General features: G+C 74.0%; 14 protein-coding genes. 5 read left to right on the plus strand and 9 right to left on the minus strand.

Going from position 1 to position 16,050, the window contains the following annotated elements:
• Window positions 1-41 precede the first annotated feature (41 nt).
• From ABTY40_RS05305 to ABTY40_RS05315, 3 genes are all read left to right on the plus strand, one after another.
• Window positions 42-809: an SDR family NAD(P)-dependent oxidoreductase gene (locus ABTY40_RS05305; RefSeq protein WP_352058259.1), complete on the plus strand. Its 768-nt coding sequence runs from the start codon at window positions 42-44 to the stop codon at window positions 807-809.
• A gap of 114 nt (window positions 810-923) precedes the next feature.
• Window positions 924-1,502: a hypothetical protein gene (locus ABTY40_RS05310; RefSeq protein ID WP_352058260.1), complete on the plus strand. Its 579-nt coding sequence runs from the start codon at window positions 924-926 to the stop codon at window positions 1,500-1,502.
• Between the two features lie 76 nt (window positions 1,503-1,578).
• Entirely contained in the window at window positions 1,579-2,310 is a 732-nt protein-coding gene (locus ABTY40_RS05315) for an SOS response-associated peptidase (RefSeq protein WP_352058261.1), read from the plus strand.
• 24 nt (window positions 2,311-2,334) lie between these two features.
• Here ABTY40_RS05315 and ABTY40_RS05320 read toward each other — a convergent pair whose 3' ends face one another.
• The 9 genes from ABTY40_RS05320 to ABTY40_RS05360 form a co-directional block, all read right to left on the minus strand.
• Complete coding sequence (locus tag ABTY40_RS05320; protein WP_352058262.1) at window positions 2,335-2,982, minus strand: AAA family ATPase; 648 nt, start codon at window positions 2,980-2,982, stop codon at window positions 2,335-2,337.
• Window positions 2,983-3,077: 95 nt separating this feature from the next.
• Window positions 3,078-3,752: a GntR family transcriptional regulator gene (locus ABTY40_RS05325; RefSeq protein ID WP_352058263.1), complete on the minus strand. Its 675-nt coding sequence runs from the start codon at window positions 3,750-3,752 to the stop codon at window positions 3,078-3,080.
• A gap of 80 nt (window positions 3,753-3,832) precedes the next feature.
• Window positions 3,833-4,837, minus strand: coding sequence for a proline racemase family protein (locus ABTY40_RS05330; RefSeq protein ID WP_352058264.1), 1,005 nt, complete (start codon window positions 4,835-4,837; stop codon window positions 3,833-3,835).
• A 105-nt stretch (window positions 4,838-4,942) separates the two neighbouring features.
• The gene (locus tag ABTY40_RS05335) at window positions 4,943-5,851 is read right to left on the minus strand and encodes a dihydrodipicolinate synthase family protein (protein ID WP_352058265.1); all 909 of its coding nucleotides are present in this window, start codon (window positions 5,849-5,851) and stop codon (window positions 4,943-4,945) included.
• A gap of 55 nt (window positions 5,852-5,906) precedes the next feature.
• On the minus strand, window positions 5,907-7,562 hold the full coding sequence (locus tag ABTY40_RS05340; RefSeq protein WP_352058266.1) for an FAD-dependent oxidoreductase: 1,656 nt from the start codon (window positions 7,560-7,562) through the stop codon (window positions 5,907-5,909).
• Window positions 7,543-7,854 carry a (2Fe-2S)-binding protein gene (locus ABTY40_RS05345; RefSeq protein WP_352058267.1) on the minus strand — a complete coding sequence of 104 codons (312 nt, stop codon included), beginning with the start codon at window positions 7,852-7,854 and terminating at the stop codon, window positions 7,543-7,545. Before ABTY40_RS05345 ends, ABTY40_RS05340 begins: the two co-directional genes overlap by 20 nt.
• A 32-nt stretch (window positions 7,855-7,886) precedes the next feature.
• The gene (locus ABTY40_RS05350) at window positions 7,887-9,068 is read right to left on the minus strand and encodes an NAD(P)/FAD-dependent oxidoreductase (RefSeq protein ID WP_352058268.1); all 1,182 of its coding nucleotides are present in this window, start codon (window positions 9,066-9,068) and stop codon (window positions 7,887-7,889) included.
• An 83-nt stretch (window positions 9,069-9,151) separates the two neighbouring features.
• A complete protein-coding gene (locus ABTY40_RS05355; RefSeq protein WP_352058269.1) occupies window positions 9,152-11,512 on the minus strand; it encodes a collagenase in 2,361 nt (786 codons plus the stop codon).
• Between the two features lie 217 nt (window positions 11,513-11,729).
• Window positions 11,730-13,493 carry a BCCT family transporter gene (locus ABTY40_RS05360; RefSeq protein WP_352058270.1) on the minus strand — a complete coding sequence of 588 codons (1,764 nt, stop codon included), beginning with the start codon at window positions 13,491-13,493 and terminating at the stop codon, window positions 11,730-11,732.
• Window positions 13,494-13,873: 380 nt separating this feature from the next.
• On the opposite strand from ABTY40_RS05360, the gene ABTY40_RS05365 reads away from it, so the two are divergent.
• Together ABTY40_RS05365 and ABTY40_RS05370 are read left to right on the plus strand one after the other, a co-directional pair.
• Window positions 13,874-14,509 (plus strand): GntR family transcriptional regulator, encoded by a 636-nt coding sequence (locus ABTY40_RS05365; protein WP_352058271.1) that lies wholly within the window; start codon window positions 13,874-13,876, stop codon window positions 14,507-14,509.
• A gap of 169 nt (window positions 14,510-14,678) precedes the next feature.
• Window positions 14,679-16,046 carry an amidohydrolase gene (locus ABTY40_RS05370; RefSeq protein ID WP_352058272.1) on the plus strand — a complete coding sequence of 456 codons (1,368 nt, stop codon included), beginning with the start codon at window positions 14,679-14,681 and terminating at the stop codon, window positions 16,044-16,046.
• Window positions 16,047-16,050: the final 4 nt, after the last annotated feature.

The following is a 16,050-nucleotide window of genomic DNA, read 5'->3' on the forward strand; positions in this document are numbered from 1 at the left end:
GCGCAGCAGCGTCCGCCGTCGACAGGGAGAGGGGCACCGTCATGAAGCTGCCCGCATCAGGCCGCCGTGTGCTGGTGACCGGGGCGTCGCGGGGGCTCGGCCGGGCGGTGGCCCGCGCGTTCGCCGCCAACGGCGACCGGGTCGCCGTCCACTACTCCTCGCGCGAGGAGGAGGCCCGCGAGACGTACGCGTCCCTCGACGGCACCGGGCACGCCCTCGTCGGCCGCGACCTGACGGACCCGGCCGGCGCGGCGGAACTCGCCGGGGCCGCGGCGGACGCGCTCGGCGGGATCGACGTCCTGGTGAACAACGCGGCGGTGAACATCCGGCACCCCCTGCCCGAGACCCCGTACGAGGAGTGGGTGGCCGTCTGGCAGCGGCACGTGTCCGTGAACCTGCTGGCCACCGCCCATCTGAGCCATCTCGCGGCGCGGCTGATGATCGACGCGGGAAACGGCGGCCGGATCGTCAACATCGGCTCGCGCGGCGCTTTCCGGGGCGAGCCGGACCATCCGGCGTACGGGGCGACGAAGGCGGCCGTTCACGCCCTGGGCCAGTCGCTGGCGGTCTCCCTCGCCCCGTACGGCATCGCCGTCGCGTCGGTCGCGCCCGGCTTCTTCGCGACGGAGCGGGTGGCCGCCCGCCTGGAGGGCCCCGAGGGCGACGCGATCCGCGCGCAGAGCCCCTTCCAGCGCGTCGCCGCACCGGAGGAGATCGCGGACGCCGTGCTGTGGCTCGCCTCCCCCGCCGCCGAATGGTCCTCCGGCACCGTCCTGGACCTCAACGGCGCCTCGTACCTCCGGACCTGAGCCCGGCGACGGGGAGAGGTGACACGGGGCCGCCGCCGTGTCACCCCCGCTCCCGCCCCCCTTCCCCGCGCGGACGTCCCCGCCTCCACCCCCGCCCTTCGTCCTGGAGTCCCCTTGTCACTGTCACCTCTGCGGAGCCGTACCGTCCGCGCGGCATCCCTCCTCCTGACGACCGCGCTCGCGGCCGGTGCCCTCGCCGGCTGCACGCTCCTGGAAGTCGTCACGGCGGACTGCGAGGGGACCGAGGCGCGGGTGAAGGAGCTGGCCGCACTCGGCGTCCTCGACGCCCCGCCCGCCGGGGCCACGGTGCCCCGGGGCTTCGAGAAGGCCGACGCCGGATGCTGGGCGGACAGCGGTGACGTCGTGCTGTACGCGGAGCGTACGTACGCCTTCCCCGGCCCGAGGACCGCCGTCGCCACGCACTACCGCACGGCGGCGCTCCGGGACGGCTGGACCCCGTCTCCCGGAACCCCGGCGGGCGACCTGTGCTTCACCCGGAAGGACACGGCCCTGCTCATCGTCTTCCACACCGCCGAGACCCTCACCGAGAGCGGCCACGGCAACCGCCCGGACCTCCTCACGGGCGCCGGGTACAACGTCGCGGTCGAGACGTACGCGAACAGCGGCGCCGAGGCGGACTGCCAGGTTCTGTCGTCACACGTCACGCCCACATCAGGAGCGAGGCGAGGGTGACGGCGGCTTCGTAGGACTCGGGCCCGAAGTGAACTTTCGCCACCCAGGACCTTCCGTCCAGTGGCACAGTGGCGGTATGTGCGGCCGTTATGCATCCACCCGCAGTCCCCAGGACCTGACCCGGCTCTTTCAGGTCACCGACTGGCGTCCCGAGGAGGCGTTGGCCCCGAGCTGGAACGTCGCGCCGACGGACGCCGTCTACGCGGTTCTCGAACGCGCGGACCGGGAGAACGGCGGCGGCCCGTCCAGGCAGCTTCGCACGGTGCGATGGGGGTTGGTGCCGTCCTGGGCGAAGGACGTGAAAATCGGCGCGCGGATGATCAACGCCCGCGTGGAAACGGTGCAAGAGAAGCCCGCGTTCCGACGTGCCTTCGCCAAGCGCCGCTGCATCCTCCCGGCCGACGGCTTCTACGAGTGGGATCCGGTCAAGGACGAGACATCGGGCAAGGTCTACAAGCGGCCCTACTTCATCCGCCCCAGGGACGGGCAGGTCATGGCCCTGGCAGGCCTCTACGAGTACTGGCGCGACCCCGACGTCACACACGACGACGATCCGGGCGCCTGGGTGACGACCTGCACGATCATCACCACCGAAGCCACCGACGCCGCCGGCCGCGTCCACCCCCGCATGCCGCTCGCCCTCCCGCCCGACCACTACGACACCTGGCTTGATCCCCGCCATCAGGACACCGACGACCTTCGCGCCCTGCTCACCCGGCCGGCTGACGGACAGCTCGACGCCCGCCCGGTCTCCACCGCCGTGAACAACATCCGCAACAACGGGCCGCATCTCCTCGACGGACCATGACGCGGAGACGCGTGCTGCTCCCTGTCAGGTGAAGGAGAAGCGTGCGGCGGCTTCGGCGGGCGTGGTTGCCTGGCGCCGTCCGGGGACATCGTGGACGGCGCTCGCGCCCTCGGAACGGAGCTGGTCGGAACCGGCGTGGCGGGCCATGGTGGCGGCGTAGGCACGGACGTCCGCGGCGGTGAGGTCCGTGCGGCCTCGCTCGGTGTGCTGATGAAGGAGATCGGTGACGTCCGGGTCGAATCGCAGCATGGTCACCGGGGCGTCGAAGCGCCTGGCGATGGCGATGAGTCGTGCGCGTGCCTGGGGCGTGACGTTCGTGGACTCGGCGACTGCTGTTCGTCCGGTGGCGAGCCTGGCGACGATCCTGCGGTCACGTTCCTCGAAGATCCGTGCATCCGCCGCGTCGGACTCTGCTTGTGCGGGTGCGGTGCCGAAAAGCTCCGCGCGGATCTCGTCACTGGACACCACGGCTTCCGCTTCGATCCGCCGGCGCGCGATCAGTGCCCGGACGAAGGCGGTCTTGCCCGAGGCTGGTGGACCGACGAGGACGACGATCCCCGCCGGCACCCGGATGATGGGCGCGAGAGCGTTGAGGCAGAGGTCGCCTGCGCAGTCGAGGGCTTCCTCCGGGGAGCCGGCAGGCAGTCCGCTGGGCGGGACCTCCTCCCGCATATGGGGCGCCCAGCACTTGGGAGCGGGACCGCGCCACCCGGCCGGAGCGGGCTTCGAGCATCGCCGGCAGGGTCCGGTACACGCCATCACCGCGCTCAGGCCGGGCGGGTGCCGTCGGCCCAGAGGGAGCGGACGTGGCCCAGGTGGCGGGTCATGCAGGCTTCGGCGGCCGGGGCGTCGCCGGTGAGCATCAGGTCGAGGAGTTCGAGGTGTTCCTCGGCCGAGGGGACGAGGTCGCCGCGTTCGTCGAGGGCCGTGAGGCCGTAGAGGCGGGAGCGTTTGCGGAGGTCGCCGACCGTTTCGACCAGGCGCTCGTTGCCGGCCAGGCCGAGGAGGGTGAGGTGGAACAGCCGGTCGGCCTCCAGGTAGCCGATGAGGTCGTGGGCGCGGGCCGCGCGCACGATGTCCTCGGCGATGGGGCGCAGCGCCTCCAGGTCTTCACGGGCCGCGGTCGTGGTGATGCGGCCGACCATGGGGATCTCGATGAGCGCGCGGATCTCGGTGTACTGGTCGAGGTCGCGTTCGTCGACCTCGGTGACCCGGAAGCCCTTGTTGCGGACGGGCTCGACGAGGCCTTCCCGGGCGAGGTCGAGCATCGCCTCGCGGACGGGGGTGGCGGAGATGCCGAAGTCTTCCGCGAGGGTGGGCGCCGAGTACACGACGCCCGGGCGGAGTTCGCCGGAGATCAGCGCGGCGCGCAGGGCGTGGGCGACCTGGTCGCGCAGCCGCTCGCGAGAGGCGTTGAGGTCGCGTCGGGTCAGGTGCCCCATGGCGGTGGTGATCCCTTCGGTCCGGTGAACGTGACCACCGTACGATGTCACGCCGCCGGCCCGGCCCGAGCCGCCGGCGGTCACAGGAGGAAGCCCGCGGGGAAGGGGTCGTCCGGGTCGAGGAAGTACTGGGCGGTGCCGGTGATCCAGGCGCGGCCGGTGACCGTGGGCACGACGGCCGGCACTCCGCCGACCTCCGTCTCGGCGGTGAGCCGCCCGGTGAAGCGGGTGCCGATGAAGGACTCGTTCACGAAGTCCTGGTGGAGCGGGAGTTCGCCGCGCGCGTGCAGCTGGGCCATGCGGGCGCTGGTGCCGGTGCCGCACGGGGAGCGGTCGAACCAGCCGGGGTGGATGGCCATGGCGTGCCGCGAGTGGCGGGCGTCGGAGCCGGGTGCGGTGAGGTAGACGTGTTTGAGCCCGGCGATCTCGGGGTGGAGGGGGTGGACGGGACGGTCCGGTGAGGCGTTGACGGCCTCCATGACGGCGAGTCCGGCAGTGAGGAGGTCGTTCCCGCGGTCCCGGTCGAAGGGGAGTTTCAGGTCGTCGAGGGAGACGAAGGCGTAGAAGTTGCCGCCGAAGGCGAGGTCGTAGCGGAGGGTTCCGTGGCCGGGCACGTCCACGGTCCGGTCGAGGGCCACGCTGAAGGCGGGAACGTTGGTGAGGGTGACCGCCGTCGCCCGGCCGTCGCTGACCTGGACGTCGACGCTCACCAGGCCGGCGGGGGTGTCGAGGCGGACGGTGGTGACGGGTTCGGTGACCGTGACCATGCCGGTCTCGACGAGGACGGTGGCGACGCCGATCGTGCCGTGGCCGCACATCGGGAGGACTCCGGAGACCTCGATGTAGAGGACGCCGTGGTCGGCGTCGGGACGGGTGGGCGGCTGGAGGATCGCGCCGCTCATCGCCGCGTGGCCCCGGGGCTCGTACATGAGGAGGGTCCGCAGGTGGTCGAGGTGCTCGATGAAGTGCAGCCGGCGTTCGGCCATGGTCGCGCCGGGGACGACGCCGACGCCCCCGGTGATCACGCGGGTGGGCATGCCCTCGGTGTGCGAGTCGACGGCGTGGAAGACATGACGCGTGCGCACGGGGTTCCTCTCGGTGGGCGGTACGGGGTACGGGGACGGTGGTGCGGTACGGGGCTCCCGCGGGTCCGGGCGCGTACCGCGCCGGGCTCCGGCGCTGCGGGGCCGTCAGTGGTGACCGTCGGCGAGGGCCTTCTCGGTGGCGGTCCGTACGGCGGCCCGGTCCTCGGCGGTGAGCGGCAGCCTCGGCGGGCGGCTGGGACCGCCCCGGCGGCCGACGAGGTCCATGGAGAACTTGATGGCCTGGACGAACTCCGTCCTGGAGTCCCAGCGCAGCAGGGGGTGCAGGGACCGGTAGAGCGGGAGGGCGGTGGCCAGGTCGCCCCGCACGGCGGCGTGGTACAGGGCGGCGCAGGCGGCGGGGAACGCGTTCGGGTAGCCGGCGATCCAGCCGACCGCGCCGGCCGTGGCGAGTTCCAGGAGGACGTCGTCCGCGCCGATCAACAGGTCCAGTTCCGGCGCGACTTCGGCGATCTCGTAGGCGCGCCGGACGTCGCCGCTGAACTCCTTGACGGCCACGATGCCGCTGTCCGCGTGGAGCCGGGCGAGCAGGCCCGGGGTGAGGTCGACCTTGGTGTCGATCGGGTTGTTGTACGCGACGACGGGCAGGCCCACGTCGGCCACGTCCCGGTAGTGGGCGAGGACGGCCCGTTCGTCGGCCCGGTACGCGTTGGGCGGCAGGAGCAGGACAGAGCCGCAGCCCGCCTCGGCGGCCTGCTCGGTCCAGCGGCGGGCCTGGGCACTGCCGTACGCGGAGACGCCGGGCATCACCCGGGCGCCGTCCCCGGCGGCCTCGACGGCGGTGCGGACGACGCGGGCGCGCTCGTCGTCGGTGAGCGTCTGGTACTCGCCGAGGGAACCGTTGGGGACGACGCCGTCGCAGCCTTGGTCGATCAGGTGGGCGACGTGCTCGGCGTAGGCGTCGTGGTCGACGGAGAGGTCCTCGCGCAGGGGAAGGGCGGTGGCGACCATGATGCCGCGCCAGGGGCGCTCGGGGTTCCAGGTGGCGGTGGTCATGCGGGCGTTCTCCTCTGGGGGGTGAAGGGCGGGACCGACGGTGGTCCGCCGTGTCTCACGCGGTGGAGCGGCGGTGCGGGTGGCGGGCCGGAGGGGCCTCCGGTGGACCCGGGGCGCCCGCCGGCCGGGGATCGGCCGGAGGCAGGGGGGCGGTCTGAGGCAGGGGGGTGGCCGGAGGCTCCGGGGAGCCCGGGGACTCCCGCCCCTCCCGGACCGCCGGAAGTCCGGTCCCCCGGGGCTCCCCCGCCGCCAGGGCCGACAGCGGCACCGGCACGGCCAGCAGGCGGCGGTCGGGGGGCGGTGGTGCGGGGGCGCCGCGGGAGGTGAGGCAGGCCACCGCCGTCCCGCACATCCGGCCCTGGCACCAGCCCATGCCCGCCCGGGTGAGGAGCTTGACGGTGCGCGGGTCCCGGGCGCCGAGGTCGGTGACCGCCTCGCGGACCCGTCCGGCGGTCACCTCCTCGCAGCGGCAGACGTCCGTGTCATCGGTGAGCCACCCGGTCCAGCCGGGGCCCGGCGCGTGGGCGGCCGCCATCGCGTCCGCGAAGGCGCGCAGCCGGTCCCTGCGGCGCCGGAGCAGGGCGGTCCGTTCGGGATCGGCCCGCCGGCCGAGGAGGCGGGCGGCGATGGCGCGTGCCGCCATCTCGCCCTCCACCCGGGCGAGTTCGGCCCCACCCACGCCGCCGGCCTCCCCGGCGGCCCACAGTCCGGGCACGGAGGTCTCCTGGTGGGCGCCGAGGGCCAGGCCGCGGGTGCCGTCGGCGAGGGTGCGGGTGGCGCAGCCGACGGCGGTGGCCAGTTCGATCTGGGGGACGAGACCGTGTCCCACGGCGAGCGCGTCGCAGGTGATCCGGCGGCCCGTGCCGGGCAGGGGCCGCCAGTCGCGGTCCAGGCGGGTGACGGTGACGGCTTCCACGCGCTCGGTCCCGTGGACCCGGGTCACCGCGCTGCGCGGGAGGAGCGGTACCCGGTGCCGGAGCAGGGTGGCGCCGTACGTGAGGGCTTCTGCGGCCTTGCGGGGGTTGGCGGCGAGGGTACGCGGGGTCCGGGCGTACCGCAGGTAGCCGGCCGCCTCGACGACGGCGGGGATCCGCGCGCCGGCGGCGGCCAGCGAGGCGGCGACGGCGAGCAGCAGGGGCCCGCTGCCGGCGACGACGACGCGGCGGCCGGGCAGGACGAGACCGGCGCTGAGCATGGCCTGCGCTCCGCCGGCCCCGACGACCCCGGGGAGGGTCCAGCCGGGGAAGGGCAGGTGGCGTTCGTGGGCGCCGGTGGCGAGGAGCAGTGCGCGGCCGCGCGTCCGGGCGGGCCGGCCGTCGGTGCCGTCCGCCCCGGTGACGGCGTGCGCCGTCCAGGTGCCGTCGGACTCCCGTACCACCGACCAGATGTGATTTTCCGTCAGACACGTCGTGGTGCGGCTCGCGGCGAGACGGCGGCGGAGGTCGGTGAAGGGGGCCCGGTCGTGGTGGGGTGCCGGGGGCCGCCCTGCGCTCAGGGCGGGTGCGGGGTGCCGGTCGTACTGGCCGCCGGGCCGGGCCGCGGAATCCACCAGGGCGACGGTGAGGCCGAGTTCGGCGGCGGTGACGGCCGCGGTGAGGCCGGCCGGGCCGGCGCCGATGACGACCAGGTCGTACGTCTCTTCGGACCCGGCCGGGGCGGGGTGCGGGCCCCGGGCCTGAGGGCCCTCGGGTTCAGCTGCCGGGACGGTCATGGCCGTGTCCCTCCTGCGTGGTGAGGGCGTCTCCGGGCCGGGCGGGGACGAGGCACGCCCGGCGGTTGGGCACTCCGTTGACGGTGGCGAGGCAGTCGTGGCACTGGCCGATGCCGCAGAAGGCGCCGCGCGGCCGGCCGCCGACGCGGGTGGTGCGCCAGGCGAGGATTCCGGCGGCCCAGAGGGCGGCGGCGAGGGTCTGGCCGGGCAGGGCGGGGACGGGACGCCCGTCGAAGGTGATGGTGAACGGCTCGGGCCGGGCGCCGGCGGGGCCGGCGGGGGGACGGGCCACGGGCCCTCCTCTCGGGACGGTACGGGCGCGGTTCAGGACGCGCCGGCGGGGAACCGGTCGGGCCGGAAGGGGTGGAGGTCGAGGGGTGGCCGCGCGCCGGTGAGGCAGGCGGCGACGAGGAGCCCGGTCGCCGGGGCGAGTCCGACCCCGGCGCCCTCGTGCCCGCAGGCGTGGAGCAGTCCGGGGACGCGGGGGTCGGGTCCGATGGCCGGCAGGTGGTCGGGCAGGTAGGGGCGGAAGCCCGCGTACGTGCGGAGGGCACGGGCGCCGGCGAGGACGGGGAAGAGGGTGGTGGCGCCCGTGGCGAGCCGGCGGAGGGCCTCGGTGGAGAGCGTGCGGTCGAAGCCGACGCGTTCCCTGCTGGCACCGATGAGGACGGGTCCCGCCGGGGTGCCCTCGACGACCGCCGAGGTCTGGAGGGCGGCGGAATCGCTGGCGACGTCGGCCACGTAGTCGGCGGCGTACACCTTGTGCCGGACGAGGCGGGGCAGGGGTTCGGTGACGAGGACGAAGCCCCGGCGGGGCAGGACGGGGAGGTGGACGCCGGCGAGGCGGGCGAGTTCGCCGCCCCAGGTGCCGGCGGCGTTCACGACGTGGGGGGCGTGGAGGTCGCCGGCGGTGGTCCGTACGCCGCGGACGGCGCTGTCCGGGCCGGTGAGGACGCGGGTGACCTCCGTGCCGGGCAGGACGGTGACGCGTCCGCCGCCGGCGCGCAGCAGGTGGGCGGCGGCGAGGGCGGGCATCACCTGGGCGTCCTGGGGGTAGTGGACGCCGCCCGCGAGCCCGGGGGCGAGGTGTGGCTCCAGGTCGTGGAGCGCGTCCCCCGGGACGGCGCGGAGGGTGACGCCCGCCTTCTCCTGCCGGGCGGCGAAGGCGCGCAGGGCGCGCAGCCCGGTGTCGTCGGAGGCGACGACGAGGCCGCCTTTGGCCTCGTACTCGATTTCCTGCGGGAGCAGTTCGGCCAGCTCGGCCCACAAGGTGGAGGAGAGCAGGGCGAGTTCGAGTTCCGGTCCGGGCTCCTTGTCGGAGAGGAGGAGGTTTCCCTCACCGGCTCCCGTGGTGCCGCCGGCGACGGCACCACGGTCGACGACGGTGACGGTGAGGCCGGCGCGGGCGGCGTGGAAGGCGCAGGCCGCGCCGACCACTCCGGCGCCGACGACGATGACGTCCGGGGCCGGCCGGGTGTGGTCCCGGGTCCGGCGCGTGGGTCTCACGGGTCTCGTGGGCACCTCAGTAATATTTCACATGGTACTGAGCTTGCCAAGGCCCTCGCGCCGGACGGGACGTGCAAACCGCCTCAGCTGCGCAGAGGCCCTTCACACCGGTAACTCGACGTCCCGGCCCGCTTGTTGGCCCACACCTCCACCGGTCCGAAGCTGCAGTTCATGTCGGCCAGGTTGTTCGAGGCGGCGCCCGCCCGGTCGAGGATGAAGTGGTCGACGGTCTCGGACATGTCCCGGAAGATCCGGTCCTGGTCGGTGGCGTCGCCCAGGTTGGCGGTGATGCGTCCGGTGCACACGAACCGCCGCTTGGCGGGGTCGCCGTTCTCCACGCACTCCGGGTTCAGGTACGTGGCGGTGGCGAGGGACGACCTGACGGCGCCGAGCTCGGAGTCCCGGAGCCGCTCGTTGGGCGTGTAGCTCGTGTTCGGGACGAACAGCTCGTCCACCTTGGCGATCTGCTCGTCGAGGAAGCGGTCGTAGCCGCGCTGCAGGGCGGCGTCCGCGCCGAGCCGGGCGCGCCAGGCGTCGTACGCCCGGACGTCGTCGGCACGCAGGTGGGCGTACATCTCGCGCAGCAGGGAGGGGCGCTGCGTCCAGAGGTATTCGAAGAACGTGCCGGCGTAGCTGTAGAAGCGGAAGCCGTCGCCGTCGTAGGTGGCGTTGAGGATCTGGGGCAGGGTCATCCGGGGACCGCCTGCGGCGGTGTCGGCGATCACCGAGCGGACGAGCGACCTGCGGACGGCGATCCCGTCGTCGCGCGTGGCGCCGGCGAAGAACTCGGCCGTGCCCTCGTCCATGAAGGTGGTGCGGTCGCCCTGGTACCAGGGGCCCTCGCCGAAGAAGCCGGGTACGGCGAAGCGGCCGTTGAGGTAGTGCGTGTACTCGTGGCGGAACAGCTCCTCCAGCGTCAGCGAGGAGTCCTGCGGCACGCGGCGCTGGTACGTGTAGAAGGTGGCGCCGCGCTCGATGTAGATGCCGCCGTTGTCGGTGCCCATGCCGGTCAGGAGCGGGTGGTAGGTCTCGTAGTCGGCGCGCGAGGCGTAGAGGACGACGTGGAGGGTGCTGTGGGGGTCGCCCGCGAGCGGCCGCTCGGCGCCGAGGACCCGGTGGAACTGCGCCCTGACCCGCTTGCTCGCGTAGTAGAGCTGGTCGACGGTGGCCCGGTCGAGGCCGGTGCGGACCTTGAGGGCGCCGTTGTCGTAGGCGTACGTGTGCGGGAACAGCTGCTTCTCGATGTCGGCCTTGCACACCCCGTACGGCGCGCAGGCCTCGTAGACGTTGAGCCAGGAGACGACCTTGGCCCAGGGTTCGCTGCCGCGGCCGAAGGCGGTGACGACCGGGGTGAGCAGGGGGCCGAGGTCGGCGACGACGGCGGTCCGCAGGCTGTCGATCTGGCCGAAGCGGCCGTACTCGCCGAGGGCGTCGCGGGCGACCCACTCGTTGGCGGTGTCCTTGAGGTGGCCGTGGTGGGCGAAGGCCCGGAAGGCCGCGCGATAGGCCGGGTCCGCGGCGACGGCGGCGTGGAAGGCGGTGTCGCGGTTGCCGGGGTAGGTGCCCAGGTAGTTGACGGAGAGGCCGGCGAGGGCGGCGCCCGCCCAGGCGGGATCGTGGTGCGTCGCGGGGTGCGCGGCGTCCATGGTGGCCAGGACCCGGGGGATCAGACCGAGTTGGTGGTGGCGCAGACCCGGCCCGCTCGCGGCGTAGAGGGCTTCGCGCAGGGTGTTGGCGTTGGCCTTGGTGGTGTCGAAGGTGCGGGCGGCGGCGCCGAGGTCGGCGACCGCCTGCCGTATCGCCTGGGTGGTGGGCGCGTCGGTGGTGTCGATCTCGTCGCGCGAGAAGTCGTGGTACGCCACCGCGTGGAGATAGGTGAACATCTCCTCCAGGTGCGTGGAGTTGCGGCCGTCGTGGGTGGCGGCCAGGCCGGATGCCCGGCGGGAGACGGCCTGGACGTGGGCGTCGGACATCACGGGTGCGAGCCGGGCGTCCCAGGTCCAGACGAGGCCGCGCAGGCAGCCGTCCGCCGTGATCGCCGGATCGGCGAGGAAGTCGGCGAACGCCTCGGGACCGAGCCGGGTGACGCCGTCGAGCGTGCAGGACACGCCGGCGGCGGTACGGGAGGTGGCGGCCGTCCGGGCGGTGGCGGGGCTCGGCGCGGGGCCGGGCACCCGGTTCGTGGGGTGGCCGCCGGGCGCCGGCGCCGGCGCGAGTCCGGCGCGGGGCGCGGAGGCGAGGCGCTGGACCTCGTCGAAGGGATGCGATCCGCGCGGGGCCGGTGCGGGCGCCGGGACGGGTGGCGCCTGTGCGCCCGGGACGGCCGGTGCCGGGCGGGCTTCCCGGTCCGCCGGGGCGGCGGCCGTCTGGGCCGCGGAGGCGAGGAGGGTGGCGGTCACGGCCGAGGCGAGCAGAGCCGTGCGCGCACGTCTGCGGAGGGACAACAGAACTCCTGGGTGTGTGGGGGAATGCCCCGGGAGGGGGCGAGAACTGTCGCGCTGCGCACGGTGGCGACGACACGTCCCACCGTGTGCGATGTAACATAGTAATGTGAAATTGCACTGACAACCCCTCAGGCTCCCTGCTCACAAGCGGAGTTGTGGGTACCGGGGACACGGCTCGGCCGCCGCCCCGGGAGAGGCGGCGGCCGGAAGCGAAGGGTCAGGGGCCGCCGGGCCCCGGGGCGGACCCCGAGCCGGGACCGGCCGGCGAGGAGCCCGAAGGACCGGCGCCGGAGCCCGGACCGGCCGCCGCACCCGGGGCGTCGGTGGCCGTGGCACCGGAGGAGCCCGGCCCGATCCGCAGCTCGAAGTCGCCGTCGTACCGCTGGTGCCCGGCGATGACGGCGAGTTCGACGGCCTCCTCCCCCATCTCGCCCCGCACGATGAGCGGATCGCGCCGCAGGTCCCGCATGAGCGCCACGCACATGCCGAGCATCACCAGGACGAACGGGGCCGCCACGAGGATGGTGAGGTTCTGCAGGCCGGCGAGGGCGTCGCCCTGCCCGTCGCCGATGAGGAGCATGATGGCGGCGACGGCCCCGGTCACCACGCCCCAGAAGACCACCACCGGGCGGGTGGGCTCGAAGGCACCGCGCTGGGAGAGGGTCCCCATGACGATCGAGGCGGCGTCGGCGCCGGACACGAAGAAGATCCCGACCAGCACCATCACGAGCAGGCTCATGGCCCCGGCGACCGGGAACTGCTGGAGCAGGCCGAAGAGTTGGCCCTCGGGGGTGGTCTCCCCCGCCAGCTCGCCCTTCTCCCCCAGCTGCATCGCCGTGCCGCCGAAGACGGCGAACCAGACCAGGCTCACGGAGCTCGGCACCAGGATGACCCCGCCGACGAACTGCCGGATCGTCCGCCCCCGGCTGATGCGGGCGATGAACATGCCGACGAACGGGGTCCAGGAGATCCACCACGCCCAGTAGAAGACGGTCCAGCTGCCCAGCCAGGCGTGGATGTTCTCGCCGCTCGTCGCCTCCGTCCGGCCCGCCAGCTGCGGAAGGTCGCCCAGGTAGGCGGCGAGGGAGGTGGGCAGCAGGTCGAGCACGATGACGGTGGGGCCCGCGACGAAGACGAAGACGGCGAGGACGGCCGCGAGGACCATGTTGGTGTTGGAGAGCCACTGGATGCCCTTCTCCACCCCGGAGACCGCGGAGAGGACGAAGGCCAGGGTCAGGACGCCGATGATGGCCACGAGAAGCCCGGTGCCCGCCTTCTCCATCCACCCCAGCTCCGTGAAGCCGCTGCCGATCTGGAGCGCGCCCAGTCCCAGCGAGGCGGCGGAGCCGAAGAGGGTGGCGAAGATGGCCAGGATGTCGATGAACCGGCCGGGGCCGCCGTACGCCCGCCGCTCACCCATCAACGGGACGAAGACGGCGCTGATGGTCTGGCGCCGCCGGCGGCGGAAGGTGGAGTACGCGATGGCGAGTCCGACGACGGCGTAGATCGCCCACGGGTGGAGGGTCCAGTGGAAGAGCGTCGTGGCCATCGCGGTCTCCATCCGCTCGGCCGAGTCGGCGGGGCGGGTGCCGGGCGGCGGGGTGCCGTAGTGCGCCAGCGGCTCGCTCACTCCGTAGAACATCAGCCCGATGCCCATGCCGGCACTGAACATCATCGCGACCCACGACACGGTGCGGAACTCGGGCCCCTCGTCCTCCTGGCCCAGCGTGATCCGGCCGTAACGGCTGACGGCCAGCCACAGCGCGAAGACGACGAAGCCGGAGGCGGCCAGCATGAAGGCCCAGCCCCCGTTGCGGATGAGCCCGTCGAGGAGGTCTCCCGAGACGCGTTCCAGGGTGCCCGTGGCGGTGGCCCCCCACACGACGAAGGCCACGGTGAGCACGGCCGTGACACCGAACACGATCCGGTCGGTACGCGCCCGCCGGTGACTCTCGGGAAGGCCGGGAAGGTCGGCGGTCACCACCCTGCCCCAGTCCCCGCCCGGCGTACGGCCCCTGAACCGGTGGTCCCGTCCGCCGCCTCCGCCCTTCCGGCCCGGCCGCCCCGCGCCCGCGCGGCCGTCGTCCGGCTCCCGCTCTCCTTGCGACACCTCATCGCCTTTCGCCGCTTCTACGGGAAAAATCCCGTGTGTTCCGTAAGGCACTACCACAGCCGGCGCCGAACCCGGCGGACATCGGTGCCGTGGGACCCGACGTATCCTCGGCCGTCGGGCGGGGACCAGGCCGGCGACCGAGGACGGAAGAGGCGGAGCAGGTGGCGGACAGCAGCGGGACCCGCGCGAACGGGGGCAGCGGCGAAGGGAGCCGTACGGGCCGGGGACGGGCGGAGCCCTCCGGTTCGATGAGCGCCCGGGCCCGCGAGGAGGTCCTGCGGCGGATCGTGGACCGCCGGTACGCCCAGGGCGCCCGTCTCGTCGAGCGGGAGGTCGCCGAGGAGCTCGGCATGTCCCGGGTGCCGGTACGCGAGGCGCTGCGGGCCCTTGTCGCGGAAGGGCTCCTGGAACTGCTCCCGAACAGCGGCGTGCGCGTGCGGCGCCTCGAACGGGCCGACGTGGAGCATCTGTACGAGGTGTGGGAGCCGCTCGCGGTGCAGGCCTCCCGGCTGGCGGCCCGCACCGTGGCGGCGGGGCGCGCGGACGGACGGCTCGCGGCACTCGAAGCCACTCTGCGCGAGGCAGAGTCGGCAGCGGCGGCGGGTGAGGGCGCCCGGGAGGTGGCCGCCCACACAGCCTTCCACGAGGGCGTCCAGGAACTGTCGGACAACCCGCTCCTCGTCCGGACGACGGAGCAGCTGAGCCGGCAGCTGCGGCTGCTGTTCGGGTTCCGGGCGGAGCCGGCGCACATGCGGGCCCAGCATGCCGAGATGTACCGGCACATCGCCGCCGGGGACGCGGAGGCCGCCGGGGCCTGCACGCTCCTGCACGTGCGGGACAGCCGGGCGGTGGCACTCCGCTCGCTGTTCGGCGACGACTCCTGAGCCCTTTTGTATACCAGCCATCGCTCCAGCTGAAGCGTTCCCCCCTCTCGACCGCGCATTTTCCGGAGCTCTCGCGGCACTCTTGCTCCTGGCGTCTCGCTTGGTATACAAACAGCGGACCGTGCCGCTGTGCGCGGTCCGCCCCGCCGCCCCCAGCGAAGGAGTCCTCATGCAGTCGTCCTCGGGTTCCCCCGGCGCGCTCTCCCGCCGCACGATGCTGGCCGGCGCCGCCGCCCTGGCCGGTACGACGGCGGCGATGTCGGCCCCGGCCGGCTCGGCACAGGCCGCGGCGCGTCCCGCCGGCGCCATGACGGCCGGGGTGACGGCGCGGGCCGCCACCGGGCGCCCCTCGCGGGCCGTGGTCTTCCGGGACGTGCGCCCCTTCGGTTCGGCGGAGGCGACCGATCTCGTCGCGGCCGACGGGCGCATCGTGGACGGGCCCGCGCCGCGCGGTGCCCAGGTGATCGACGGCGGCGGCCGGATCGCCCTCCCGTCCCTGGTCGACGCGCACATCCATCCCGACAAGACGACCTGGGGCGGTTCCTGGGTCTCCCGGCGGCCCGCCGACGGCATCGCGGACTACGTCGAGCAGGACGTGGAGCTGTACCGCGCCCAGCGCAGGTCCGTCGGGGAAAGGGCGTACGGACTGATGTCCCAGGCCGTGGCGCGCGGCACGCGCGCGATGCGCGCCCATGCCGACGTCGCACCGGCCTACGGCCTGGACGGGGTGGAAGGCGTGGCGGAGGCCCGCACCCGGCTGCGGCACGCCCTCGACGTGCAGATCGTCGCCTTCCCGCAGCACGGCGTCGTCCGGACGCCCGGCACGGCGGCGCTCCTGGAGGAGGCGGCGCGCGCCGGGATCGTCGACATGATCGGCGGCATCGACCCGCTCGGCTTCGACCAGGCGCTCGACGAGCAGCTGGACCTGGTGTTCGGCATCGCGGACCGCCACGGGGTGGGCGTCGACATCCACCTGCACGACCGTGGCGAGAAGGGCCTCGCGGCCCTGCGCGGCATCATCGACCGTACGCGCGCCCTGTCCCTCACCGGGAAGGTGACGGTCAGTCATGTCTTCGTGCTGCCGGGGCTTGCGGACCGCGACCTGGGCCGGCTGGCGGCCGATCTGGGCGAGACGGACATCGCCCTGACGACGGTCGCCCCGTCCGCCTCCCTGGTGCTGCCGATCGCCCGGCTGCGCGAGTGCGGCGTCCGCGTCGGCCTGGGCTCCGACGGTGTGCGGGACTCCTGGAGCCCGTTCGGCAACGCCGACATGCTGCACCGCGCGCATCTGCTCGGCTGGGTGACGGACGTCCGCCTCGACGAGGAACTGACGGACTGCTACCGCGTCGCCGCCCACGGAGGCGCGGACGTCATGGGCCTGGCTCACGCCGACCTCCGCGCCGGCTCCCCGGCCGACTTCGTGCTCGTCTCCGGCGAGTGCCTGCCCCAGGTCGTGGTCGACATGCCCCGCCGCGACCTGGTGGTCCACGGCGGGGTGGTCGTGGCCCGGGACGGGGAGTTCCTGGACGGGCGCTGACGGG

The organism is Streptomyces sp. NPDC126503, from assembly GCF_040302405.1.
Classification (GTDB): domain Bacteria; phylum Actinomycetota; class Actinomycetes; order Streptomycetales; family Streptomycetaceae; genus Streptomyces; species Streptomyces gulbargensis.

Bases quoted from the DNA above. Each gene is read 5' to 3' on its own strand.
- ABTY40_RS05370 (WP_352058272.1), top strand. From the start codon at position 14,679: ATGCAGTCGTCCTCGGGTTCCCCCGGCGCGCTCTCCCGCCGCACGATG.
- ABTY40_RS05315 (WP_352058261.1), top strand. From the start codon at position 1,579: ATGTGCGGCCGTTATGCATCCACCCGCAGTCCCCAGGACCTGACCCGG.
- ABTY40_RS05340 (WP_352058266.1), bottom strand. From the start codon at position 7,562: ATGACCGTCCCGGCAGCTGAACCCGAGGGCCCTCAGGCCCGGGGCCCG.
- ABTY40_RS05365 (WP_352058271.1), top strand. From the start codon at position 13,874: ATGAGCGCCCGGGCCCGCGAGGAGGTCCTGCGGCGGATCGTGGACCGC.
- ABTY40_RS05305 (WP_352058259.1), top strand. From the start codon at position 42: ATGAAGCTGCCCGCATCAGGCCGCCGTGTGCTGGTGACCGGGGCGTCG.
- ABTY40_RS05320 (WP_352058262.1), bottom strand. From the start codon at position 2,982: ATGCGGGAGGAGGTCCCGCCCAGCGGACTGCCTGCCGGCTCCCCGGAG.
- ABTY40_RS05335 (WP_352058265.1), bottom strand. From the start codon at position 5,851: ATGACCACCGCCACCTGGAACCCCGAGCGCCCCTGGCGCGGCATCATG.
- ABTY40_RS05325 (WP_352058263.1), bottom strand. From the start codon at position 3,752: ATGGGGCACCTGACCCGACGCGACCTCAACGCCTCTCGCGAGCGGCTG.